This is a genomic window from Rummeliibacillus pycnus, assembly GCF_002884495.1.
GTDB lineage: Bacteria > Bacillota > Bacilli > Bacillales_A > Planococcaceae > Rummeliibacillus > Rummeliibacillus pycnus.
The window spans coordinates 574,123-597,795 of record NZ_KZ614145.1 but is presented as its reverse complement, the minus strand read 5'-3'; the positions used below and the strand labels follow the sequence as shown (position 1 = coordinate 597,795).

At 33.2% G+C, this 23,673-nt stretch carries 25 protein-coding genes and 1 pseudogene; 5 read left to right on the top strand and 21 right to left on the bottom strand.

Features of this window, described 5'->3' with window-relative positions; genetic code table 11:
• Positions 1-33: 33 nt before the first annotated feature.
• The 7 genes from CEF14_RS03005 to mce form a co-directional block, all read right to left on the bottom strand.
• Positions 34-519, bottom strand: coding sequence for a chemotaxis protein CheW (locus CEF14_RS03005; protein ID WP_102691488.1), 486 nt, complete (start codon positions 517-519; stop codon positions 34-36).
• 27 nt (positions 520-546) lie between these two features.
• The gene (locus CEF14_RS03000; RefSeq protein WP_102691487.1) at positions 547-1,668 is read right to left on the bottom strand and encodes a M20/M25/M40 family metallo-hydrolase; all 1,122 of its coding nucleotides are present in this window, start codon (positions 1,666-1,668) and stop codon (positions 547-549) included.
• A 298-nt stretch (positions 1,669-1,966) separates the two neighbouring features.
• Positions 1,967-3,832, bottom strand: coding sequence for a right-handed parallel beta-helix repeat-containing protein (locus CEF14_RS02995; protein WP_170061421.1), 1,866 nt, complete (start codon positions 3,830-3,832; stop codon positions 1,967-1,969).
• A gap of 29 nt (positions 3,833-3,861) precedes the next feature.
• Complete coding sequence (locus CEF14_RS02990; RefSeq protein WP_102691485.1) at positions 3,862-4,650, bottom strand: N-acetylmuramoyl-L-alanine amidase; 789 nt, start codon at positions 4,648-4,650, stop codon at positions 3,862-3,864.
• The gene (locus tag CEF14_RS02985; RefSeq protein ID WP_170061420.1) at positions 4,650-5,048 is read right to left on the bottom strand and encodes a phage holin family protein; all 399 of its coding nucleotides are present in this window, start codon (positions 5,046-5,048) and stop codon (positions 4,650-4,652) included. Before CEF14_RS02985 ends, CEF14_RS02990 begins: the two co-directional genes overlap by 1 nt.
• Positions 5,049-5,460: 412 nt before the next feature.
• Positions 5,461-7,014, bottom strand: a complete 1,554-nt coding sequence (locus CEF14_RS02980) for an acyl-CoA carboxylase subunit beta (RefSeq protein ID WP_102691483.1) — start codon at positions 7,012-7,014, stop codon at positions 5,461-5,463.
• 7 nt (positions 7,015-7,021) lie between these two features.
• On the bottom strand, positions 7,022-7,432 hold the full coding sequence (mce, locus tag CEF14_RS02975) for a methylmalonyl-CoA epimerase (RefSeq protein WP_102691482.1): 411 nt from the start codon (positions 7,430-7,432) through the stop codon (positions 7,022-7,024).
• 126 nt (positions 7,433-7,558) lie between these two features.
• Here mce and prli42 point away from each other — a divergent pair, with 126 nt between their 5' ends.
• A complete protein-coding gene (gene prli42, locus CEF14_RS18875; protein ID WP_170061419.1) occupies positions 7,559-7,654 on the top strand; it encodes a stressosome-associated protein Prli42 in 96 nt (31 codons plus the stop codon).
• Positions 7,655-8,014: 360 nt separating this feature from the next.
• On the top strand, positions 8,015-8,302 hold the full coding sequence (locus CEF14_RS02970) for a transposase (protein ID WP_102691481.1): 288 nt from the start codon (positions 8,015-8,017) through the stop codon (positions 8,300-8,302).
• A gap of 493 nt (positions 8,303-8,795) precedes the next feature.
• Here the strand turns inward: CEF14_RS02970 and CEF14_RS02960 are convergent, their stop codons facing one another.
• Entirely contained in the window at positions 8,796-9,119 is a 324-nt protein-coding gene (locus CEF14_RS02960; RefSeq protein ID WP_102691479.1) for a hypothetical protein, read from the bottom strand.
• Positions 9,120-9,520: 401 nt separating this feature from the next.
• On the bottom strand, positions 9,521-9,706 hold the full coding sequence (locus CEF14_RS02955) for a hypothetical protein (RefSeq protein WP_245890031.1): 186 nt from the start codon (positions 9,704-9,706) through the stop codon (positions 9,521-9,523).
• A 581-nt stretch (positions 9,707-10,287) separates the two neighbouring features.
• On the opposite strand from CEF14_RS02955, the gene CEF14_RS02950 reads away from it, so the two are divergent.
• A complete protein-coding gene (locus tag CEF14_RS02950) occupies positions 10,288-10,914 on the top strand; it encodes a nitroreductase family protein (RefSeq protein WP_102691478.1) in 627 nt (208 codons plus the stop codon).
• 77 nt (positions 10,915-10,991) lie between these two features.
• Here the strand turns inward: CEF14_RS02950 and CEF14_RS18870 are convergent, their stop codons facing one another.
• A complete protein-coding gene (locus tag CEF14_RS18870) occupies positions 10,992-11,165 on the bottom strand; it encodes a hypothetical protein (RefSeq protein WP_170061418.1) in 174 nt (57 codons plus the stop codon).
• Positions 11,166-11,284: 119 nt separating this feature from the next.
• Positions 11,285-13,126 (bottom strand): DNA ligase D, encoded by a 1,842-nt coding sequence (locus tag CEF14_RS02945; protein ID WP_102691477.1) that lies wholly within the window; start codon positions 13,124-13,126, stop codon positions 11,285-11,287.
• 106 nt (positions 13,127-13,232) lie between these two features.
• Here CEF14_RS02945 and ku point away from each other — a divergent pair, with 106 nt between their 5' ends.
• A complete protein-coding gene (gene ku / locus CEF14_RS02940; protein ID WP_102691476.1) occupies positions 13,233-14,057 on the top strand; it encodes a non-homologous end joining protein Ku in 825 nt (274 codons plus the stop codon).
• A 114-nt stretch (positions 14,058-14,171) separates the two neighbouring features.
• On the opposite strand, the gene CEF14_RS02935 is transcribed toward ku, so the two are convergent.
• From CEF14_RS02935 to CEF14_RS02900, 8 genes and pseudogenes are all read right to left on the bottom strand, one after another.
• On the bottom strand, positions 14,172-14,714 hold the full coding sequence (locus tag CEF14_RS02935; protein ID WP_170061417.1) for an SH3 domain-containing protein: 543 nt from the start codon (positions 14,712-14,714) through the stop codon (positions 14,172-14,174).
• A gap of 324 nt (positions 14,715-15,038) precedes the next feature.
• Positions 15,039-15,458: a DUF2512 family protein gene (locus tag CEF14_RS02930; protein ID WP_102691474.1), complete on the bottom strand. Its 420-nt coding sequence runs from the start codon at positions 15,456-15,458 to the stop codon at positions 15,039-15,041.
• Between the two features lie 246 nt (positions 15,459-15,704).
• Positions 15,705-16,019: a hypothetical protein gene (locus CEF14_RS02925; protein WP_170061416.1), complete on the bottom strand. Its 315-nt coding sequence runs from the start codon at positions 16,017-16,019 to the stop codon at positions 15,705-15,707.
• A 187-nt stretch (positions 16,020-16,206) separates the two neighbouring features.
• A complete protein-coding gene (csaA, locus tag CEF14_RS02920) occupies positions 16,207-16,536 on the bottom strand; it encodes a chaperone CsaA (protein ID WP_102691472.1) in 330 nt (109 codons plus the stop codon).
• Between the two features lie 306 nt (positions 16,537-16,842).
• The gene (locus tag CEF14_RS02915) at positions 16,843-17,748 is read right to left on the bottom strand and encodes a DUF2268 domain-containing putative Zn-dependent protease (protein WP_245890030.1); all 906 of its coding nucleotides are present in this window, start codon (positions 17,746-17,748) and stop codon (positions 16,843-16,845) included.
• Positions 17,749-18,382: 634 nt separating this feature from the next.
• Entirely contained in the window at positions 18,383-18,994 is a 612-nt protein-coding gene (locus tag CEF14_RS02910; RefSeq protein WP_102691470.1) for a DUF421 domain-containing protein, read from the bottom strand.
• A gap of 231 nt (positions 18,995-19,225) precedes the next feature.
• A pseudogene (locus CEF14_RS02905) lies at positions 19,226-19,581 on the bottom strand (cupin).
• A 390-nt stretch (positions 19,582-19,971) separates the two neighbouring features.
• Positions 19,972-20,397: an OsmC family protein gene (locus CEF14_RS02900; protein WP_170061415.1), complete on the bottom strand. Its 426-nt coding sequence runs from the start codon at positions 20,395-20,397 to the stop codon at positions 19,972-19,974.
• A gap of 817 nt (positions 20,398-21,214) precedes the next feature.
• Between CEF14_RS02900 and CEF14_RS02895 the strand changes: the two genes are divergently transcribed.
• On the top strand, positions 21,215-21,436 hold the full coding sequence (locus CEF14_RS02895; protein WP_102691468.1) for a hypothetical protein: 222 nt from the start codon (positions 21,215-21,217) through the stop codon (positions 21,434-21,436).
• 147 nt (positions 21,437-21,583) lie between these two features.
• Here the strand turns inward: CEF14_RS02895 and CEF14_RS02890 are convergent, their stop codons facing one another.
• Together CEF14_RS02890 and CEF14_RS02885 are read right to left on the bottom strand one after the other, a co-directional pair.
• Complete coding sequence (locus tag CEF14_RS02890) at positions 21,584-22,618, bottom strand: aromatic acid exporter family protein (protein ID WP_102691467.1); 1,035 nt, start codon at positions 22,616-22,618, stop codon at positions 21,584-21,586.
• 59 nt (positions 22,619-22,677) lie between these two features.
• Entirely contained in the window at positions 22,678-23,118 is a 441-nt protein-coding gene (locus CEF14_RS02885) for a BrxA/BrxB family bacilliredoxin (RefSeq protein WP_102691466.1), read from the bottom strand.
• Between the last annotated feature and the right edge of the window lie 555 nt (positions 23,119-23,673).

Below are 23,673 nucleotides of genomic sequence, written 5' to 3'. Positions count from 1 at the left end.
AGAGGCAGCAATAAAAGCTACCTCTTTCTTGTATTATAGGATTTCTTGCATTTCTTCTTCAGTAAGAGATTTCATATATGCTTTAATTTCTTTGATACCATCTAAAGTATTCACTAGTACTTCAGGTGACACTAGCGTAATCATCCGATCTTCAAGATTGGCAACTGAGCTGAAGTATTGTGTTTTTGCATAATTAACAAGTCCAACTTGTTTTAGTTGTTCGTCTTGAATATCTAAAATTTCTTTCGCTTCCAAAACTAATAGACCAAAGATAAAATCATCTGCTTGTACAACAATGATTTTAGCTTCTGAGGAATTACCTGTCTGATGATATAAAATTTGTTCAAAGTCAAGAATTGGTAGAAGTTCGTTTCTCATTCGTGTTAAGCCCAATACATAATCAGGCAAATGAGGAATACGATTGACTCTTTCAGCTTTTTCAATTGAAACTATATTTTCAACCGGAATTGCATATTCCTCTTGTCCACATCGAAATACAACAACTTTCACATTTGACATAAACTCACTCTCTTTTCGTAAGATGGGCTATTTTACTTTTGCTGCACACTTGACAACTTCCACTAAGAGATCAGCTAGTTTTTCTAATTCTTCAACTGGAATACGTTCTTCAGTTGTATGAATTTTTTCATAGCCAACAGCTAAATTTACAGTTGGGATACCATATCCAGCGATTACATTTGCGTCACTACCTCCACCTGATTGAACAAGTTTTGGTTCACGACCAATGTTTTTAGCTGCTTCTACAGCTACTTTAACAACAAGATCTTCTGGCCCAAAGTGGAAGCCTGGGTACATACGTTTTACTTCGACTTCTGCAACGCCACCCATTTCTTTCGCAGCTGATTCAAAAGCTTCTTTCATATGTTTTTCTTGTTCAACAAGTTTTGCCTCGTTTAAAGAACGACATTCAGCTAGTACTGAAGCTTCATCGCAAACGATATTCGTAGCTTTACCGCCTTCAAAACGTCCGATATTTGCAGTTGTTTCTGAGTCAATACGGCCTAATTTCATTTTTGCAATCGCTTTTGAAGCAATTGTAATTGCTGAAATTCCTTTTTCTGGTTCCACTCCAGCATGGGCAGTTTTTCCTTTTAATGTTGCAAATATTTTTGTTTGGAAAGGTGCTGCAGTTACAATCTCACCAACTTTACCATCTGAGTCTACTGCGAATCCATATTTTGCATAAACTTTTTCATGTTCTAATTCTTTTGCACCTTCAAGTCCAGATTCTTCACCTGCAGTGATTACGTATTGAATATCACCATGTTCAATTTTTTCTTCTTTTAAACGTTTTGCTAATTCTAATAATCCAGCAAGTCCTGCTTTATCATCTGAACCAAGGATTGTTGTACCGTCTGAATAAATATAACCATCTTCTTTGATGATTGGTTTGATACCAACACCAGGTACTACAGTATCCATATGTGATGTAAAGTAAATTGGTTGAACATCCGTTAATGTCCCTTTTAATGTTGCAATAAGGTTACCTGATGCGTGACCATTTCGACTAGCTGCATCATCTTCATAAACGTCAAAACCTAATGCTTCTAATTTATTTACCAATACTGGTGAAATTTTTTCTTCGTGGTATGTTTCTGAATCAATTTGTACTAACTCTAAAAATTCTTCAACGATACGACTTGTCATCTTATAAGACTCCTTTTATATGTGGTAACTTTACCACCTTATTCCTAGACAATTTTATCATAAATTTATGGAAATAACCTATCTACACTCTCAAAATTTTTTGATCCATAGCTACTTTAGCTGAAATTTAATGACAAGCTGTATTCCTTCAATAAGCCATTTATATGACCTATTAATACATTATAAAAAGCCTGAGTTTTATAGGATTAATCTCAGGCTTTTACGAATACCTATTTTCAATTTAAACCTTGAACGCAAATTTATGTGTGATCTTGGCCAACCTACTGAAGTTTTACTTTTATTTGACTCTAACTTTTTGTCCAACTGTTAATGTGTCAAAGTTTTTAAGATCTTTATTCAGTTCTTTTAACTTTTCAATCGTCGTATTATTTTTTGTTGCGATTTTAGAAAGGGTATCGCCTGATTTTACAGCGTAAAATTCAGGTGTTACATTAGATGCTTTTACATATTTACGATTTGCCGTTACATAGCCACCATTTACTTTGAATCTTGGGACACCACTCTTAGCATAGGCAATATCTAAGATGGTTAAATTTGTATCTTTTTTATATTGATTTAATTTCTTTTTAAATTCCAAATCAGCATATACATTAATATTGGTTAGCGCAACTAATTTATCGAATTTTTTGGTGTAGTAATTTTTACTATAGTCTTTTTTCGTAGAATACCCCAGTTCACTTGCCCCTTCTTTTGGGTAACCATATGCCCCCATGTCTACACCTTGATACCCACTACCTTTTGCTGGAGAATTAGCGGCAAGTGTAAAATCTCTTTTGCCAGATTTACCTGTTGCATCTTTAAATACTTTATCGTATGCATTATTCGCTCCGGCAACTTTCGAAAGTAATATATAGTCGGTACCTATTGGCAAAAATTTTGATTTAATCATATCTCTAAAAAGATTATTACGTATTGTTATTTCTGCTATATCTGTTACTGATAAATCATACACATGGATTCCATAACTTTCTTGTTTAGAGAAAAGTATATTATTCTCAATGATTAGATTTTTTACATCACATGTAATAAATACCCCTGTAAATGTTACGTTAAATGCTATATTATTCCGTATAGTTATATTTTTGATACTATACGGTAGATTAGATTCATCATTGTATGCAGCTACATTATATCCTCGTGAGCAATCATACACGATATTGTTACGAATTAGCACATCTTGTAGCTTTCCCCCATATTCTGCACCTGTAGAAATACCGGCACCATTTACTCCAGTAATCATATTATTAAATACCTTGATATTGTACTGGTTTCTCGAATACGCATCTATATAAATACCAACCGCTTTCGTATTATCAATTCTGCAGTCGTGTATAGATCCATTTCGAGATCCGTTCTTAGCATCAATTCCTTCTTTGTAACTATTTTTAATAGTACAATTTAATACTTCGAATCCATCTACATTTTGAATTGTGATACATTCATTTAATAAATTTTTACAAACATTCTCTATATAACAATTTTCAATGATAATGTTCTTTGCATCTTCGAAATAGATACCGGAAGTTATAGCACCTATTACCGAACAATTCTTAATGGTTACATTTTCGGAACCTCCTTTATTTTTCTCCATACCAAATCCCATTGCGCTCGCATTTATAAGTTTAATTCCCTCAAAAATCCAATTACTCTTTCCATCAATACTAATTAATCCTCCATGATAACCACCATCCCAAACAATATTCTTCCCATCAATAATAGGAGAAGTTCCAGGATAATTAACAAGTTTAATCGGATTGTTTTCATCCCCAGATTTAGGTAAAATAATCCGTTCACGATACGTACCCTCTAAAAGGTAAATAATATCTCCTGGTTTGGCTTGGTTAATCGCATACTGTATAGATTTAAAAGGTTTAGCTATTGTACCTGGATTAGAATTTTTGCCTGTAACACTTACAAATTTAGCATTAGACTTACTATTTATAGAACTTAGATCACTATCTCTCATGTTAAATGCATTCATTGCATCAACGTTTTTGCTTATTCCAGTTGCATCAATATGATCATTATTATCCAATGTAAGTTTCCTCCAATACTTTTTTAAAAGTTTACATAAATAAAAATCAATTTTTTCTTCCCATGTTTTGCACCAAAATCTATTATTAAAATCCATTTCTATTTCCATAAATAATGTATTCAAATTTTTTTAACTACCTATTTAACTCGAACTTTTTGTCCAACTTTAATTTTATTAATGTTTTTAATCTCTTTATTTAGATTTTTTAATTTCTCCATAGTCGTATTGTAATTTTTGGCAATCCGAAAAAATGTATCGCCTGATTTTACAATATAATATTCAGGTGTTATGCTAGATACTTTTACATATCGATCACCTCCTTTAAATTTTGGCATATCATTCTTTGCAATGAATGTATCGGATTTTTTTGTGAGGTAATTCTGACTATAGTTTGTCTTTGAATACCCAAGTTCACTTGCAATTACTTGCGATATCGCTTGACATAATACTTCAAAATTCTTTGTGTACGCTTCCGTATCTTTTTTACTTGTAACAAAGCAAACTTCTAATAGGATAGCTACTTCTTTTGTCTCTTTCAGAAAATATAATTCTTTTCTTTCCTTCGCACCACGATCCATAATTCCAAGAGACTTTGCCATAGCTTTGGACATTTTTCCCGATAATGCTTGTGCATTATAATATAAACATTCTGATCCAGTTGCAGTTTCTTCAGCTGAATTAAAATGAACACTTATATCTAATGAGCGGGTTTTACTGTTATGAAAATTGACAATAGTTGTGAGATTTTGGTTTTGTGTTGTTGAAGTATCATCATGGAACTTGAAACCAACACCGTTAAAATCATTCGTTAAAATAGAATACACACGATTCACAACTTTTCTTGCGTCCTCTACTTCATCTAAATACCCTTTTGCTCCAGGGACGAATTTCCCATGTCCAGAACTGATGACAAATTGATTTACCATTATTTTTTATCTCCCTTCATAATTAGTAGTGCTTTTTTTATGGGCTCCGGTACATTAATCCCTAATTTAATACTGTTCTCGCCAAGAGAAGTTATTTCGTTAATGATAAAAAGAATAACTACCCCATCCGGGATGACTTGCGATAAATCAAACCCTTCTTTGGCAAGTACTAAATAGAGAAGGTTTGCAACTACAATCCATACCCACATGACACATTTTTTTATGATACCTTTTAGACCCTGCTTACTTGATATCTCTCCCCAATTTGCTGCCATCCCTGTTAAATAATCAAATACATTTAATAGCAATAGTGTAGTTAGTAATAAGCTCCATCCACCCAATAAATAGGAGGTAAAACTCCCTATTATTGAAATAATTGATTTTACTACATGCTCCATTTTCCCACCCCGACTTCTTTTCACAGATAGAGAGAATATTAAATAGTAGTAAGCTATAGTAATATACGCAAAAATCAACGATAAAGAAAAGGCTTCAGTCATATAAAAAGAAGTATTATTTCTTTCTTAGTACCTGAAAACTTCATTTATATCTTCTATATAGACCCGTTCGATGATTTTAAGACATGTTTCATCATATTGTTGTTATTTTTTTAGTTTCAAGATTCACAATAACCTTGGAATCGATCGTTAAATACCTATTAAATTCAATAATCTACAAATCCTAGAAAGAGAAAAGGCTATCTCCATACCGCAGGACGGTAGAGATAGCCTTTATCAGTTAATAATTATTTTTGTGAAAATTAAGATAGTATTTTATGTGTTTTTGATTATTTTAATGGTATTTCCCTTATTACAATGGAATATTACCATGTTTTTTATATGGTCTAGATTCTTTCTTCGTACGAAGCATTTCTAGTGATTGCATTAATTTAATACGTGTTTCACGTGGGTCAATGACATCGTCTACTAAGCCGTGAGACGCTGCAACATAAGGATTTGCGAATTTTTCTTTATATTCTTCAATTTTTTGTGCACGAGTTGCTTCTGGGTCTTCTGATTTTGCAATTTCTCCTGCATGGATAATGTTTGCTGCACCTGATGCACCCATAACTGCGATTTCAGCGTTTGGCCAAGCATATACCATATCTGCACCAATTGATTTAGAGTTAAGTGCAACATATGCACCGCCATATGCTTTACGAAGAATAACTGTGATTTTTGGAACGGTTGCTTCTGAATAAGCAAATAGGATTTTTGCACCGTGACGAATGATTCCACCATGTTCTTGTTTTACACCTGGGAAGAAACCAGAAACGTCTTCAAATGTAATAATTGGTACATTGAATGAATCACAAGTACGAACGAAACGTGCAAGTTTATCAGATGAATTGATATCTAGACCACCTGCAAGAACTTTCGGTTGGTTACATACAAGCCCAACTGACTCACCACCGATTCGAGCGAAACCTACTACAATATTTTTTGCAAAATCTTTTTGAACTTCCATGAATGAACCAGCATCTACAACTTGTTCAACTACTTTGCGTACATCATATGCCTTTGTTTGGTCTACTGGCACAAGATCAAGTAATTCTGAACGGTAGTCATCTTCTGAGTCTTTTTCCACTTCAACAGTTGGCGCTTTTTCTGTGTTATTTTGTGGTAAGTAGCTAAGTAATTGTTTAATTTGTTCAATTGCTGCTTCTTCATTTTCTGCACGGAAGTGTGCGTTACCACTTACAGAGTTATGAACTTTTGCTCCGCCAAGTCCCTCAGATGAAATTTTTTCACCTGTAACGGTTTCAATAACTTTTGGACCAGTGATGAACATTTGAGATGTTTTATCAACCATTAAGATAAAATCAGTGATGGCTGGTGAATATACAGCACCCCCTGCACATGGTCCCATGATCACTGAGATTTGCGGAATTACGCCAGAATAAATAGAGTTGCGATAGAAAATATGTCCATATCCATCAAGTGATAATACACCTTCTTGGATACGCGCACCGCCTGAATCGTTAATGCCGATAAATGGCGCACCGTTTTTCGCAGCTAAATCCATAACATTCGCAATTTTCATAGCATGCATTTCTCCAAGAGCTCCACCAAAAACTGTGAAATCTTGTGAGAATAGATAAACTGGACGACCATTGACTTTACCGTAACCAGTTACAACACCATCTCCAGGTCCTTCTTTTTTAGCCATACCGAAGTCTACTGTGCGATGTTTTACAAAGGGATTTATTTCTACAAATGTTCCCTCGTCTAGTAATAATTCAATACGCTCACGAGCTGTTAACTTACCTTTTGCATGTTGTTTGTCAATACGCGCTTCACCGCCACCAAGTTCGATTTCGCGTTTTCTATCATATAATTCATTGATTTTATCGTACATATCCATATGCTTATTACTCCTTTGCTGAACTTCTGTCTACTAATTCGTAAAGCACACCATAAGATGATTTAGGGTGTATGAAAACTACTTTTGCTCCACCAGCACCGATTTTCGGTTGTTCAGATAAAAGACGTGCACCTTCTCCACGCATTTTCTCCATTTCTTGTTCAATGCCAGTAACAGCTAGTGCAATGTGATGAATCCCCTCTCCACGCTTTTCCAAATATTTATAGATAGCGCTTTCTTTTGTAAGAGGCTCTAAGAGTTCAATATGTGTATTTCCTGCATCTATAAATGCAACACGTACTTGTTCAGACTCTACTTCTTCAACATTGATAAGTTTCATTCCCAACACATTTGTATAATATGTAACGCGCTCATCTAAATCCTTGACCGCAATACCAATATGATCGATGTTATCCATGCGTCCCCCAACTCCTTCTTTGTTGTATAACACAATTGTACATAAATTTTTCTGAAAACTCTAGTACTTGTTAAATAAATAATATCTGATAAAATATTTTTAAGGAAAAAAAGGAGAGAACGAGCAATGAGCAATAAGAAAATACAGAAAATTGTCGTAATATTAATGGCAGTAATTATGGTTATGTCTATGTTAACATTTGGTTTAGCTATGATTAAATAGTAAAAGAGCAGACTCATACGGCTCCTATGAGTCTGCTGTTACACATATTGTTATATACTAATTTTACTTTATAAATCAAAAATTACACTATATATGTATGAACATTAGCATCTTTCAATAGGAGAGATGTTTTTTTATATTAAGCGATTTCACAAAAAAGATTCCTTTCATTCGATTTTACTATAAATATATAACCCTTACTTCGCAAATGACTGCGCTTTCCGTGGAAAATGCGATAAGTATTTAAAATATCTCTGTAAGATACGAGCATACATATTTTACAAACTAAATTTTTTCGTATATTTCACTACAATAAAGATCATAATTAGCTAAAAATAATTTTTCAGGAGAGCCCTATTTATGAAGTTATTATTGATTATTTTTAGCATTATTTTTCCTATTCTCATGGTTTATATCCAAAATAAAATGAAAAGTTTCCGAACTATTTTTAATGTATTGGCTTTTATCACAACTGTTATTTTTGGAGGCATTGCATCAACTTCTATTTATCAAATCATTGTTGATCACGCTGTTTTTATGACAACCATTCACGGAATATTCCTTAATCCATTTTTCTTAATAACCGGTGCATATCTCGGCGTCTTTTTACTTTATAGATTCCTGCTACTTACTTTGGAAGAAAGATAGTATTAAAATTTTATTTTCAATTTTCTTTTTGCTTATGTTGTTTAACAGAATAAAATATCCACACGAACCAAACGACCAGATATATACACATTGCGACTATTTCTGGGACCAAAACAATCCACCAAGCCCAAGAGATGACACCTAATACTTTTAAAATGATTAATATAACCGTTAAGGTTTCAGCTAGCCCCAATTCTATTCACACCCCCATAAAGAAAAGTTTGTTGATGGATCCTCTCTTGTCATGATTGCCAATCTATTTATTTTCTATGTATATTATTTATTTGGATCACTTTTATAAATCGAGTTTTGGTTTTAAATAGCAAACATTTCAACACATTAACTTTTCTATATCACGATTAGATGTTTCGCTACAGACCTCGGTTTCCACTTGCTTCTTTTCATGATGAATAACCATCTGATACCATTTAATTTTGTACTATACAATTCCATATAAAAATAAAAAGCATCCCTTTTTGAGATGCTTTTATTTTTATAGTTTTAATTCTACCGCAGTTTCTTTTACTACCCTTAAAATTTCTATATAGTAACCCTTTTGTGTTTCACAATATCGAGCATTTTCTTCGAGGTGAGCAATTTCTTGATCGATTTCGTTAATCATATCTGTCATAATGAGTTGTGTCATTCCACTACTAGTTTTTGCGTAAGCATTAATTAATAGTTGCCTTCTTTGTGCTAAATTCCTTTGCTTATCAAGAGATTGAATGGAATCCTCCGTAAAATGCTGAATGCTTGATTCAATCTCTTTCAATAACAAAGTCGCTGTATCTTTTGTTATTCCATTAACGTCTACCATGAACGCCCCTCCTATCATAAATAATATATATAGTATTAGATTATTTATTTGATAGAGAAATTATTCGCAAAACTCTTGAATTAATTTTTTAATATTTACGCTGCAGACTTCGCTTTCTACTAGTTGAGGGGTATTTAGCTAAAGCTATTCCCGTAGGAGTCGCCGTCTTCCGCCCCATAATGAACAAAAGTAGATAACATCTAATGTTCGGAGTTTTAGTATAGATTTTGCATTATGAAATTGACTCAGCTATATGATTATTCTAAAGAAAACATATAATACATAAAAAAGCACATCAAATTCCCCATGATGTGCATAAGAATATTCTTCTTCCTTCGAGGTAAACTATCTAAATAATCTTATAATTGATCCTACTTGCCTCATCATATTTATCCCATTTGTTATTGTTCCTGCATGTCCATTATAGTATTGAAATGTTCTGGTAATCTTCCAAATCTAGAAACATTATGTTGTTGATTAGGATAAAAAAATCGTTGCTCCCTCCTACCTTGATAAAGGGGCCCGAAACCTTGTCTATACATAGGTGGGACTGGTCTTCTTCTAGGATTCGGTTGAGAAAATGGCATCAATTCACCCCCTATCATGATTATAATTCTAACTTAGTATATGTCTGTAAATCTTTTTGGATTAGACTTTCGAGAAGGTGCTGAAAATTAAAAAAATATAAGTGTATCAATTTCATAAATACTATTCTAGTCGTAAAACGCGAATGTTATTTAAATATACGATCCAATAATTCGGATTACACTTCAACTATACTATTTACTGAATATGCCACTCCAGATGGCGCTTTCCGTGGGCGAGCAGTGAGCCTCCTCGTCCGCTTACGCTACCTGCGGGGTCTCACTTGTCTCGCTTTCCCACAGGACATTGAATAAGCTTCCTTGAATTCGCAATGCACGAAGAAAATGCGAATGCATTTTCGAGGACTCGCCATCTTCCGCTCCTTAGACAATATCCTAATAGATATTGCACAACAATTTAATCTTTTAATGTTCGTATTTTATATCAAAACTTTGAATTATGAGATTGACTCAATTATCTATTAATCTTTAACTGTATTAGTACAAGCAATTTACTTGGATTAAAAATATTTTTGTCGTATAGTATAATCTCAACATGATATTCCATTCAAGGAGAGAGAATAATGACAATGACACATAGTACTTTAAATAAAGTTATGCACGAACGTAAATCTGTTCGTAAATACGATCCACAATTTAAAATTTCTCAAGCACAATTAGAGGAATTATTACTAGAAGCTACATCTGCTCCATCATCAAGCAACTTACAGCCTTGGCGTTTTCTTGTCATTCAAGATGAAGCCATCAAAAAAGAATTGCGTACTATTGCATTTAATCAAGAACAAGTTGAAACTTCTTCAGCGATTATTGCGGTTTTAGGTGACATTGAAATGTATAAAAAAGTCGAAGAAGTTTACAATCAAAACTTTGAACTTGGTTATATGGATGAAGCTACAAAAAATATGATGATTGAAAACTCATTAAATCTCTATTCAAATCTTCCTAAAGAAGCATTAACAAATATCGCAACTTTTGATGCTGGCTTAATTTCAATGCAAATTATGCTTTTAGCTAAGGACATGGGGTACGATACAGTTCCAATGGGTGGATTCGATAAAAATGCATTTGCCAAACGTTTTGAATTACCAGATCATATTAAACCAATTTTACTGATTGCCATTGGTAAAGCAGCAGTACCTGCTCACAATTCTTCACGATTACCATTAGAAAAAATCGCAAAATTCATTTAGTATTGAGGTATTTGGACTAACAAAAAAAAGTGGTAAAAAAAGAGTGAAAAACTCTTTTTTTACCGCCAATTCTTTGCCTATTCTAAATTTTGTCGAGCAACTTCATTTGCTTTCTGTTTTTTTTTCTTGAATAGTTTTTGAACTATGTTGATTTTTGGACCATCAAAGATTTCTCCCTGATTTGTAAAGTCCTTCCCCATTTCCTCATGACCAAATCTTCCATGCGATTTCGGAAAATTTTTTTCTGACATTTGATCGCCTCCTTGATATTTTTTAAATTACGTTATTAGTTTGCTTTTCTTTTTTCACTTTATTCGTAATACAGGAAGGCAAGAACATCTAAAAATGAAAGCTGAAGAGATCGAAGTTATTATTCATTTTTTATTCCATCTAACTGTTCAAGTAAATTTGAAAAGGATTGTCCATTAGCAGTTTCCATATCTCTAAATGAAAGAAATGGATTTCCCTGTTTCTTTATTCGTTCTTCAACAGCCAGAATCGTAAATAGATCTGGTTTTAATGAATCATTGACTTCATCCCAATACAATGGAGTCGCAACTAAACCTTTGTCATTCCCTCTTGGTGAATAAGGAGAGATAATGGTTTTCCCTTCTCGATGTTGAACGTAATCTAAATAGAGTTTGTTGTGCCGATTCTTTTTTAATCGCTCAATTGTAAACCATTTTGGATTTTGCTCTATTAAAAAATCACATATAAATTTTGTAAATAATCCAGTTTGTTCATACGAAAATGCACCTTTTGGTAATGGAATATAGAGTTGCATTCCCTTTCCACCTGATGTTTTGATAAATGACTTTAACGCAAACTGGTCAAATATTGCTTTCATTTGTAGCGCTGCTTCAACTGCCAAAGAAAATTCTTCAACTGAAGGAGGATCTAAATCAAACACAATTTCAGTTGGGTGATCTGTTTGAATCGGTTGAAATGGTATATGATATTCAATTGCTAATTGGTTTCCTAGCCAAAGTAGTGTTTCAACATTGTTGCAAACGATACATTGTGTATCTTCAACCTTTGTAGTCGTTACAAACTCAGGTGTATTTTCGGGACTGCTTTTTTGGTAAAAACTTTCTCCAGGTACACCATGAGGATAACGAATTAGAGTTAGTGGCCGATTACGAAGGAAAGGTAACATGAGCGATGCGATGTTTTGTAAATAGCAGAGATAATCATCTTTTTGTATATCAAGAGAAGGAAATACGGGTTTATCAGGATGTGTAATTTGCACAGATTCAGGTATGGGGAGAAGTTGTCGTTGCATTTGTCTCCATGTACATTCTTCGGGTTCTTTATTTAGCTTAAATGTATGGAATCTAGGCTCTCGCAGCATCCCTCCAAGGAAATCGATACATGCAATTTCCGCACAAATAGAAGGCTGCAATTCCCAAACTTCTCCCTTTAACTTTGTTCCATTTGCTTCGAAAAAAGTTACTAAAGTGCCGAACTCTTCTTCTTTTAGTCCATGACGAAATGAGACCACATCAATTAGTTTATTTTCTCGATAAACGGCCCCATTAAAATAACCATTATTTTTATCAAATTTGGTTAAAATAACACTGACATATCGCCAATTTTTAATTTTTAGCCAGTTTGTAGTTCTTATATCGCCTATCCAATGACTATTCTTTTTCTTAGCGATTAGACCTTCTCCATTGTGGATGATAATTTTATTCCATAACTCTTGATCATCATGGAAGACATCGATTAGTTGCAGACGATTGAAATCTTCATAATTGATGGAAATTGGCATACGAATAGCTTTAGATAATGTTTGTAGTTTGTCTTTACGCTCCGTTAAATTGAGGTTTGTCTGGCTTTCTCCTTTCAACTCCAGTAGATCAAATACGACTAAATGACAAGGAAAGGTCAAAGTATGTTTTTGAATCGATTCTTGACTGCGCATTCTTCCCCTTGTTTGAACAACCGAAAAATTACTTTGAAAATTATTCGTTAAAAAGACCAATTCGCCATCTAGTTTTAATGGTAAAAAAGGGCTTATACTTTCTTTTTTATCCATTAGATCATCCATAATCTCAGGAAATTGACGATTTAGCACTTTCCCATTTCTACTTATTAAAATCGGTTCTTCATCCCACTCTAACATGCAGCGAAATCCGTCATATTTTGTTTCATATAACCATTCTTGTCCCTGAGGTATTTCCATTGCAAGCGTTAATAGCATGGGTTTCATACAATCCAACTTTCTCATTTTTAGTTATCTTTTGAATTATGATGTGAACTAATACATAAAAACGGACAAAGTTTTTAATAATAAGAAGAAAAAGAAGGTGACCCTGATGCATACAGTCTGGAAAGGAAGTATTAGTTTCGGATTAGTGAATATTCCCATTAAACTTCACGCTGCTACTGAAAATAAAGATATAAAACTTAGACAGCTTCATAAAGAATGTAATACACCGATTAGCTATAAAAAAGTATGTGAGAATTGTAACAAAGAAGTTGTGGAGGAAGATATCGTAAAAGCATATGAGTATGCGAAAAATAAGTTTGTCGTATTAGATGCAGAGGATCTTGAGAATTTGAGGAAAGAAAACGAAGATAAAGCCGTTGAAATTATCGATTTTGTCAAATTAGAGGAAATTGATCCCATCTACTTTGAGAAAAGTTATTATATGTCTCCTGACACCACTGGTAGTAAAGCTTATACACTTTTAAGAAAAACACTAGAAGAATCCGGAAAAATTGGTGTAGCTAAAATTATTATTCGTTCTAAGGAGCAGCTTGCGGTCGTTCGTGTATATAAAGATACATTGGTGATGGAGACCATTCACTATCCTGACGAAGTTCGAAGTATAAGCGATGTTCCGAATATCCCTGCTGAACAATTGGTCGTGCAAAAAGAACTTGATACTGCCATAATGTTAGTGGAACAATTAACAACTGCTTTTGACCCAGATAAATATACAGATGATTACAGAACAGCATTAATGGATTTAATTGAGGAGAAAAAATCCGAGCATACTGTTACGGCAAATGATGTGGAAAAAGAACTTCCAGATAACGTAACAGATCTAATGAGTGCTCTACAAGCCTCTTTAAACAAGACGAAGAAAACAACAACTAAAAAACGGACGAAAACGTTGAAAGAGAAGACTTCTTAAATCAAAGCCCCTAAATCGAAAAGTTTAGGGGCTTGTAATGTTCTGTATTAAAACTTTATATAGCTTTAGTATTAAAGATAGTTGCTGAGTTTACGCAATTTAAAATAGACTAAACTAATATTTCACTAATCCTTCATAAACATACCCAATATATTTCTTATTGTTTTTAATATATTGTACATGTACCCATTTATCCTTAATAGGACTTTCTACGCAATTACTTTTATAATAAACTTCAACCAAAGCCCCCATAGGAATTGTTGTAAGGATCTTTGATTTAACAGTATTACTTGCTCTTAAATTGACTCCGGTTTGTGGGGCAATAATTACATAATCGAGGGAATAAAAATTCGCTCTAATGTTGTCACTTTTAATGAATTTGATTTGCTTCGATTTACCAGATTTTTTATTTGAAAATTGAACTTTTACCCATTTTTCACTTGTATACTGAATGACTTTCACTGAATTTGTCATATATTGCTCATTACCTTCAGAATCTTTTCCCTTAAATTCCTTCTTTATGATGCCTTGTTTTTTCCCATTGGGACGATCATAATAGGGTGCATTTTGAGCCAACTTCACATAATAGTTTTTGTTAGGGCTATCCTTCATTTTTGCAGATGCAAATGACGAACCAACAAATGCACTTAAAAACATGCTGAAAATAATAACAACCGTGACAAATCTAATTTTCAAATCAAAACTCCTTTTCATTTAATTTTCAACAACCACTAAAATTTACCACAAAAGAAAGAATAATTCAATGTTGAGTTGATGTATGGAATATTAAAACGTAAGAAGTTAATCTATACTAACCCAATTGCATTTTTATTTGCATCTTCGACAATTAAAATATGGACGGATTACGGATTAGCTTTTGTGTATCATTACAGATAAAACTATAAAATAATCTGTCTTTGATGATTCAACTTTTATTTATGAAAAAAAACCTGCCTTCAATAGTGAAGACAGGTTAAATCATTAATCGGATAAATGCCCTTTATTAAGGGTTGGACGGTCATTCCGATTATAAAATACATTTAAGTCCAGATATCTATGGAAAATCCATTCACCAATTCCTATTACAAGAGCCGAAGCAATAGCTGAACCAAGAAGATCAGTGTTAAAGTAATCATTTAAAAGCGCTCCTACAAAATAAATTAATACAAAAGCTAATATACCATCCGAAAAAGTGGCAATTGTATTTCGTCTAACATACTCTTTACGATTTCCTGATTTCGGGAAAATAAACATATCCCCTGCAATGTAAGTTACTACGGTTACAACTAGGCTTATTACTAATGAATTTGTTACCGTCCCACCAAATATGAAGGAATTAATAATAATAAGAATCGCAGCGACCATTATAAATTTGCCTATTATGGCAACAACATGATTCATTTCTGAATCCTCCTTTGTTTTTTAATGCAATTACCTCCTCGGCTTGAACTTAGTTTGAATATAATTTGATGAATTATGCTACATATAAATATTTATATTTTGAGCATAATTACGATACCAGTTGTTGTTTGTGTTTACTTCAATATACATTCAATTCTTTTAAACAAAAATAGAGTACCAAATGACACAATATATTGTGTAGATTCAATACTCCCTGGTTATTCCATATTTAATTGAAAAATGAACTTAGAAAATAATTCCGAATTCGATTTTATCATTTTGATTTTGGAAGATTTCTTTTAATGTTAATCCATCTATTTTAGCATTACTTACAAATTCCTCCATATTTTCAATATAGTGATTCAAATGATCTCCTTCTTCATTTAATAATACTCTACCTTTTTTGTGGTTAGGTATAAAATACTCTTCTCCATTATAAGTAAATTCAATTTCTCTACCCTGCTTTAAAAAAAACAGAAATACTTCGTAGTTAACTTCATTTGAATCTGATAAATCATCAAAAATCATTTTGGCGTTAATCTCCTTTCTCTTAATATCCACTTGTTTTGTTTATTACAAAAAATTTTACATTTTACATACCATTCATCCTCCATTAAATGGCCCTTTAGCTAAAGAAGGCACAATTCTTTTACAAGAATAGCGCCCGATTGTTGAATATCATGATATACATAAGATCCCGCTAACGAAACAATAAATGTACCTAACATTAAGTTTCTTTTGGAAATTTTTATGCTATTGGTGTTCCATTTTTAACAGGTTTATCTGGTTTTAATAGTACCACGTCACCTTCTTCTGGGACCCCTCCAATTACCAATACCTCCGATTTAAACCCTGCGATACGTCTCGGGGGGAAGTTTAATACTGCCACTACTTGACTTCCAATAAGTTGTTCTGGTTTATATCTTTGTGTAATTTGTGCAGAAGACTGCTTAATGCCCATTTCCCCAAAATCAATTTCTAATTTTATTGCAGGTTTTCTTGCTTCAGGAAAAAATTTCGCTTTAACAACAGTACCAATACGGATGTCCAATTTCAAAAAATCCTCTATTGTCGCCATTAAAAGACCCCCATCTTTTACAATTACTTTAATTTTAACTCATTACTTACTTTAATTGAAAGTTATTGAACAACGATGTGCATATTTTACGAAATACAGGCATTATTTTATTTAAAAGTAAAGTTGCAAAATTTTCTTTCATTAACTGTCCCTTTAAATGACGGAGATAGCCTTCCTATTCAAGGAAAGCGCCCGATTGTGGAAGATCGTTATTCAACCAAATCCCTAACTTAATAAAATTTAAAAAATGAATTATAGTTCGGCTTTAAAAGAAAGTCCTTGTTCAACTAACGCTCTGGTTTGTTTCTATTTATAGTTCTCAAAGTATTTTCCTTTTTCGATGATTTCTTGTGTACTTAGACCAGTCCACTCTTCTGGTGTTTTGCCGGGATTTAAATCAAGATAGGATTTAATCATCTTATATCCTTCACTATAACCATATGACCTCGGTAAATCTTTTCCGCCAACTAAAATTTCTAACTGCCGATTCAAGTCCTTTTTGTTTAAATCAGGTTCAATTTTAGACCATAATTCTTTGTCGTAAGTTAAATCCACTGGGATGCTTTCAAGATTAGGATAAACGGTTTTCTCGAACATGACCGCTTTTCCTTCAAATATAAAATTATCTAAAACAGTTCCAGAATAATTACTTAAATACTTTTCTGCCCAAACACTGTGAAGATATTCATGGGCAACACTGACCTTGATATAATCATCCTTATCATATCCAGTATATGGGATAATAATTTTCCCAGCCCCAACCGTAAGCATCGGCATATTTGCACGGCTAGAAGGAAATACACACACCGCTGTATCCTTTTGAGAGGGTAGAAGTGCTGCGGATTTCAAAAGTGATTCTTGAATGATTTTATTCATTACTAGATTACGAGTTTCTAGTTCTTCGTTTATTAATTCTAATTCTGCTAAACTATCAGGGGCCGAGTTGAGAAGGTCTTCTGCCATATAAAGGAATTCTCCATTTTCGAAACAATCTTTGTAAACAGGCTGAATGACTTCCTCTTTATACAGTTCCAAGGTTGATTTGCTTGGATTCTCTTTCACTTTTTCAATATACCGCTCAAATAATTGACTGGCATGAACGATTTTAAACTTTTGTTTCGTTTGAGGGTCTTCGAATGTGTACTTGATTTCTTTGTAATCAGTATTTTGCTCTTTCTTATGAAGTTGTTCCTCACTTTTTTCAGTTTGCATACAGGAAGTGAGCATTAATAGGATTAGAAATAGAATAAAAGTTGCACTTGTATTTCAATTGTATTTCAATTTTTCCTCCTTAACAAAATGAACTTTTTAAAAATTCAGATTACTCCTAATATCAATTATTCTACCATATAAAGGTAATTTACTGCATTATAAAATAGCTTATGTACACCTTTTCACAAAATCCTTCAAAAGTTCCAACTACTACATTACACTCTTAAACCGATATTGTAATTCCAAATATAACAACTTTGAATTATTAAGGATAATATTTGAAAGCGAAAAAGCATGATGATTTAATTGCTAATCATCATGCTTTTTACTACGTTATTTGTACTGTTATTTATAATTTTGCACTTCAAAAGAGAACCCGTTACTTATTAAAGGAAAGCGCCCGTTTTCTGAAGATCAAGATAATGATTATGAATACTTTCTTAGTTTGTTGAACTAATGCCTAATTAAGAAGCTGATCCATATAGTTTCTTCAACCATAAAAAGCCTTCGTATGGACATCCAGCTAATATCCATTTATCAATCTATTTGTTTTAAAACTTTTTTATAATTGCGTTTCTCTGATTGTTTTACTGAAAACATTCTAATTTTCTTAATAAATCAAGAGGTATATCATTTATTCTTTATCAATTGGTGAATGAATATGATTCTCATATGGATTAACATACATATTTCCATTACCGGAAAGGACTGCATATAATACATCCTTTTGATCTAAGTTACGTTTATTTAATTCAATTTGTAACCATGATTCCGTTAGGTGATTCTGTTCTAAATTTTCCTTTATTACTTCTCCATCCATAATAAGTTCAATTGGCAATTTATTTTCAGGGGTGACCGGTATCATTAAATCTTGTCTAGTGACATTCCTAAATTGAGGCTTTCTTAAGACGGTTAATGTCCCATTTGTCTCTATAATTGCAAACAGTACCTCATCAATATTAAAGATGTCCTTTTCCCGTAACTGTTGATTTAAATAATCTAACGTATAACGCATCTTATTCATATTTTTCTCTAGTATTTGTCCGTTTTCAATAACAATTGTCGGGTCACCAGCAAAAGATGTATTAAAGGATAAGTTGGCTGCTATGGTGCCTAATGAAATGGTTGCAACGAAATCAAATATCGTCATTTGAGAGATCGTTTGTTTACCTAGGATTCGCGTGCCTATTAGTAACAGTCCAAAAGCAGTTATTGACCTTAATATAACCTCAAAATGTTCATACATATTAACACCTCATTTAACTTTTTTCACTAATAGACTTTACTATTTCTTACTTTCTAAACCTTTATTTTAAAGATAGGTTCTTTCTGAATATCTAAGAGCATTATTTCATTCTCTAATATTGCCTTACTAAACATGCTCTTATAATTGAAATAGACGCAATCATTTAAAATGATTGCGCCTGATTGTGGAAGATCATTATTTAACTAAAGCACTCCTAAAGTTGAAAAAATACTATTTCTTTAATGGCATAAATGTTGACGGGCATAACTCTTCACTTTCAATAACAATTGCAGTTAATCCTGTGTCAGTTTTAGTTTCATGCCATTCATCTTTATCCCCAAAAACAGCATCTCCAGATTGAACCTTAACATACTCTTTTTTATCACATTTAACATAACCTACTCCATTCATAATTAGAAAAAGTTGAGGCACTACTGCTGGTGATAGCCTATAACTCCATTTACATCTAAATACATACAACCTATATGTGTTGGTTTTTCAGTTTGGATAATTCGTGACATAACAAAGTCTGAATTAAATTTTTAAATCCTCTTCCCACTATCTTCACTAAATTTATAGAACTCCATAATAAACCTCCAAACTCGATTACAACAGATTTATTCACTAACATGTTTTCTTCTTTAAAATAACCTTAGTAAAAGCATATCTGAATATCGGATATGCTTTTTTTGATACAATTAAATAATTACTACTCATAAAGTCTTTAAGAATATTTTGTATAAAATGATATTTCCTTCAACTAAACTATTTGTGTAAAATGAATTCAATTCTTATCGTTTTCTATCGTGTTCTCAAAAAACAAAAAAGCTCACAAACATTCATATATCAATGTTTGTGAGCTATCAGAAATTTATTAGCTCAGCTTAAATTAACCTAAAGACACCCGGTGGTCGGGGTCGAACCCACTCATCGCGGAACATCATTTTACCTTTTTTCAAATTTCCTTAATTATGATTTTATTTTATAGAAACCTCACCTTGGACAGAAATTATAATACCTGCTTTTCTTAATAAATTCCCAACTTTACAACCTCTATCTGCTCCTTCAATAATTCGTTGTGCAGATTCAATTTGTGCTTCTGTTGCATCAGCAGATAATACGATTTTTGGATAGTGAGTAATAGTAAATCCATCAGTTGTATCAGTATTTACGGTAAGTTCATCAACAGGTAGGCCCCTGCTTTCAAGCATAAAAATAAGAGTCTCTATATAACAAGTTGTTGCAGAACTAACAAGAAGAACTTTTGGATCTGCTCCATTACCGCTACCACCTGAAGATTTTGAGAGAGCAATTTGTATATCAAAATGTTCGGATTTTAGAGTCCCATTATCTGCTATTCCTCCATTCCATACTGCATTCACATTTGTTTTTTGATTATCCATAATTAAGATGCCTCCATTGAAATTCATAATATTTTTGTTAGTAGTTTAAAGGACAAAACTAATTTCCCTATTACTTGATCCAATACCAACTCGATGAAATCGTAACATACCTATAGGGGTATGTAAAGTATTCTAATCCAACAAAGTAAGGTAAACTATTCGTTCAAACATTCTTATCTAAATCAAAATAAATAGTTTCTTCCAGCAAGTTTTATTTTAAATTCTGCAAAATTGTATGGAAATTCTCGCGGTTTCATTGAATTTACTCGCGTTCTCTGGGGAAATACTCGCGTTCTCCCATAAAATACTCGCACATTTTCCAATTGTATCCGCGTTTCGGCTTTTTTATGTCCTGGAATCACTCAAACCTTTGATGCTCATATTATCCGCGGACTCATTTTCCTTTACAACCGAACTACTGCCGCGGATCAGAAGAGTTTCGGGGTTACTCGCGGTTTCATTGAATTTACTCGCGTTCTCTGGGGAAATACTCGCGTTCTCCCATAAAATACTCGCACATTTTTCAATTGTATCCGCGTTTCGGCTTTTTTATGTCCTGGAACCACTAAATACCTCAGATGCTCATATTATCCGCGGACTCATTTTCCTTTACAACCGAACTACTGCCGCGGATCAGAAGAGTTTCGGGGTTACTCGCGGTTTCATTGAATTTACTCGCGTTCTCTGGGGAAATACTCGCGTTCTCCTATAAAATACTCGCACATTTTCCAATTGTATTCGCGTTTCGGATATTTTATGTCCTGGTAATCACTAAATACCTCCGGAAACATATAATAGTCTAAAAGGATTGATGCTTATGCCGTGGCAACATAAAATTGCGTATTTAATAGGTAAACCGGTTGGAATATCGCTATCAAATGGTCAAGGTACATCAGGAATATTGTGTGATGTATCCAATGGCAAGCTCCTTGTTCTTGAATATCTCTATCAGAGTCAATTTGCATTAAAACAATATGATTTCCACATGATTCAAGATATCAATGGCTTCCCACCTTGTATGAGTCAACGTTTATATTAAAAATTCACTTTTTACGGTCAGTAAGTTTACATTATTGTTCATTTCGGGGACTCCTCTGAAAAAGTAATGGTGCTGGTTTCAAAAAAGTAAAAAATGTATCACTGGAAGTCTTCAAGATTAAGCTTCCTTGTGATACATTTTTATTTTTTATTCATTTGTTGGAGAACTTTTTTGGGTATCCTCCTGTTTTTCACCTTTCGATTTTTTGGCCAAACGTCGATTTGACGGGGTTATTCCCTTAAAATCCTGTTTAATGGCAAGATATCGATCCATTTCCTCAATGAATTGGTAAAGTGAGGCCATTGCTAAAAATTTCTCATGTGTTGTTGGTAGTGGTAATTTTGCAAAGTCTCCTTTTACATCATCTAATTTACTGCGGTATTTTTTGGCTGTATTTCCTGAATGGACATTTTCAGATAGTTCTTCCATAAAATCAGCTACAAGTTCTGCTTGTTCTACTATGACCGGTAAGTTTGTGATCTTCGGTAATACTCTTTCGATAATTTCTAGTTGTCGTTCACGAATATCAAAATATTGATAGTAGAGATTTTCATGTCGGGTAAGGTGGTTTTCAACGTCTTGATATGCGAGTGCTTTTGCTTTATTAATCATACTCGTTGCTTCAACCAATTCTTTCCCATCCCAACTGGTATCACCATTACGTAGATATTTTGTAATTTCTTTGAAAATTGAACTATATAATTTCTCAATCTGCAAACGATAGTCGTCTAGTTTGTGTTGGATATCGGGCATATACATATTGACAGCTAATGCAGTTCCAAATCCAATCAACATCAGTGATAATTCATTTACTAATAAACCCCATGTGAAATTTGCAGTTGAAAATATATGTAAAATAATGACAACAGATGAAACGAATCCTGGCGTAACTTTAATCATTACCAAAATTGGTAAGAAGAATAAGATCATCAACCCTAAAATCCATGGATGATAGCCCAGCAACTCAAAAAAGATAAGCGACATGACAATACCTATTAAAGTTGCCATTACTCTTGTATATACTGCATGAATTGACTTTCGCTTTGTTGGCTGAATACAAAGTATGGTTAGAATCCCTGCGGATGAGAAAAAATCTAAATGAAAATATTGTGCAATACCGATAGATAGTCCTGCACCTAGTCCTGTTTTCAAAATACGATAACCAATATGATACCTTTTCACATATTTCACCCCTAAAAAAAAGAGCACTATAGTAAAATAGCGCTCTTCTATTTAAACGATTAAACTTCTTCGCAAAAATCTTCGAAGTAGCCTTGAATAGCAGTAATTACTGACATTGGATCATGTCCTTCAATTTCATGGCGACCAATTTCTGCTACAGGTTTACCATCTTTTAATAATACAAATGATGGAGATGAAGGAATATGATCTTCACCAAAGTGCATACGTGCTTGAGCAGTTGCTTCTTTATCTTGACCTGCAAATACTGTTACTAAATGATCTGGACGTTTATCGTAATTGATTGCATTAACTGCTGCTGGACGTGCGATACCACCTGCACAACCACATACTGAGTTAACCATTACAAAAGTAGTACCCTTACGTTTAAATGCCTCGTCTACTTCTTCTGCTGTTTTAAGTTCTTCATAACCATTTTCAGTCATTTCGCTACGTGCTTGACGAAGCATGTCTTGCATAAATAAATCATAATCCATATTCATTCTATATCGCTCCTTTCAACTTCATTTATTACTATAACAGGTGTTTCAAAGGTTTTCAAAGTAGTTGTTTTAAAACACATCCATTTAATCGGAATATTAGATTAAAGTGCGTCACTTTCTGGATCTAACTTTCCTTTACCTTTGACATAAAAATAAGTACCTAGAATAAATAAACCCGTACAGATAAACATCATTATTCCATTCCACTTGCTAAAAAAGGGTAACATTCGTTAAAACGACAATTTGCATAAAAACAATCACAATGTATAGCATTCTTTGATTCAAAGAAATCCCCTCTAGTTATTGAAATAATCTTATGAAATAGTATTCGACAGAAGAACTAATAACTCATTTTTATTTTGGCATAAAAAATGATTTAGCAGACTTTTAAGGACGAAGAGTACTTCATGTTATCCGGGGTTTTCGATGTGACATCCGCGGTTTTTATAATTCCTTTCCGCGATTTTGAGTGCGACATCCGCAGGTTTTTCATCTCTTTCCGCGATTTTGAGTGCGACATCCGCGCTTTCATTATATGTTTCTAATAATGATCAA